Origin of the sequence: Exiguobacterium alkaliphilum 12/1 (genome assembly GCF_000714435.1) — a bacterium.
In the GTDB taxonomy this organism is placed as follows: Bacteria; Bacillota; Bacilli; order Exiguobacteriales; family Exiguobacteriaceae; genus Exiguobacterium; species Exiguobacterium alkaliphilum.
In genome coordinates this window covers 1-1,785 of the sequence record NZ_JJMW01000056.1, presented here as the reverse complement: position 1 = coordinate 1,785, position 1,785 = coordinate 1, and the positions used below count along the sequence as shown (strand labels likewise).

Genomic DNA, 1,785 nt, shown 5'->3' with positions numbered 1-1,785 from the left:
ATAGGACGTTGCCAGGCAACATGAGACGGTCAAGCATCTGCTTGGTCGTCTTTTTCTATGCTTTTCTTCTAAAACTACCTATTATATGAATAAAATTTAAACGATTTCCGAATGTTTTTCCCATACGTTCGCTCAAACGAACACAATTCAGAACTTTCTGAACATCCTCAATTGAATTGCACTTTCTCGTCATACCTGTTACCATTACAGAAATATTTCGAAACAAAGATTCGGGTCCGATAGGAAAGGGGCAATCGATTTTTATGTGGGAAAACAAGTTTGCAAAAGAAGGATTAACATTTGATGACGTCTTACTCGTACCGAGGTTCTCAAACGTCTTACCTAGAGACGTCAACTTAAGTACGAAACTTTGTGAAGGCCTCGAGTTGAATATTCCGGTCATCAGTGCTGGGATGGATACAGTCACAGAAGCACCGATGGCGATTGCGATGGCGCGCCAAGGTGGTCTAGGTGTCATTCACAAGAACATGTCCATGGAAATGCAAGCCGAGCACGTCGATCGCGTCAAACGTTCAGAGAACGGTGTCATCACAAACCCTTTCTATTTAACTCCAGAACGGCAAGTGTATGATGCGGAATATTTGATGAGCAAATATCGGATTTCTGGCGTACCAATCGTCAACTCGGAAACAGAACGAAAACTCATCGGGATTTTGACGAACCGTGACCTTCGTTTCATTAAAGACTATTCCACGGTGATTGAAGACGTCATGACGACTGAAAACTTGGTTACGGCCAAAGTCGGCACATCGCTTGAAGAAGCGGAACGCATCCTTCACCAGCATCGAATCGAGAAGTTACCACTCGTCGATGATGCAGGCATTTTAAAGGGACTCATCACGACGAAAGATATCGAGAAAGTCGAACAATTTCCGCATGCTGCGAAAGATAAGCAAGGTCGTCTCCTCGTCGCGGCTGCAGTCGGAGTCACGGGAGATGCTGCGTCACGTGCACAAATCCTGGTCGATGCCGGCGTTGATGCGCTCGTCGTCGATACGGCGCACGGTCACTCGGCAGGGGTCATCGAGAAAGTAAAAGAACTACGTGACCTTTTCCCGACACTCCCGATCATCGCAGGTAACGTCGCGACGGCGGAAGCGACACGGGCATTGATTGAAGCCGGTGCTTCGGTCATCAAAGTCGGTATCGGTCCTGGTTCGATTTGTACGACACGTGTTGTCGCAGGAGTGGGTGTGCCGCAAATCACGGCTGTCTATGACTGTGTCACAGAAGCCCGTGAACATGGCGTGACGGTCATCGCCGACGGTGGCATCAAATACTCAGGCGATATCGTCAAGGCGATTGCTGCAGGTGCGCATGCTGTCATGCTCGGTAGCCTCTTGGCCGGTGTGAAAGAAAGCCCGGGCGAAATGGAAATTTACCAGGGCCGTCAGTTCAAGACGTATCGTGGAATGGGATCGGAAGCATCGATGAAACGTGGTAGCCAAGACCGTTACTTCCAAGAAGCTGATAAGAAGTTCGTCCCAGAAGGTATCGAAGGACGCGTCGCCTATCGGGGTGAATTGGCCGATACGGTTTACCAACTCATCGGTGGTCTTCGTTCAGGGATGGGCTACTGTGGCGCGGCGGACATTCGTGCGTTGCGTGAAGACACGCAGTTCATCCGCATGACAGGTGCTGGACTGCAAGAGAGCCATCCGCACGATGTGCATATCACAAAAGAAGCACCAAACTACTCAAGATAAAAAAATCCGTTGCTCAAATCGTGAGCATGGGCTAACCTAAATTTTTGAGACAATATAA

The 1,785-nt window shown here is 48.7% G+C and carries 1 protein-coding gene; it reads left to right on the top strand.

What is annotated here, in order from left to right; all coding sequences use genetic code 11:
* Window positions 1-263: 263 nt before the first annotated feature.
* Window positions 264-1,727: an IMP dehydrogenase gene (gene guaB, locus RT52_RS17590; RefSeq protein ID WP_034816610.1), complete on the top strand. Its 1,464-nt coding sequence runs from the start codon at window positions 264-266 to the stop codon at window positions 1,725-1,727.
* Window positions 1,728-1,785: the final 58 nt, after the last annotated feature.

What these genes read in the sequence shown, in the direction of transcription:
- guaB (WP_034816610.1), top strand. Translation starts at nt 264, where the DNA reads ATGTGGGAAAACAAGTTTGCAAAAGAAGGATTAACATTTGATGACGTC.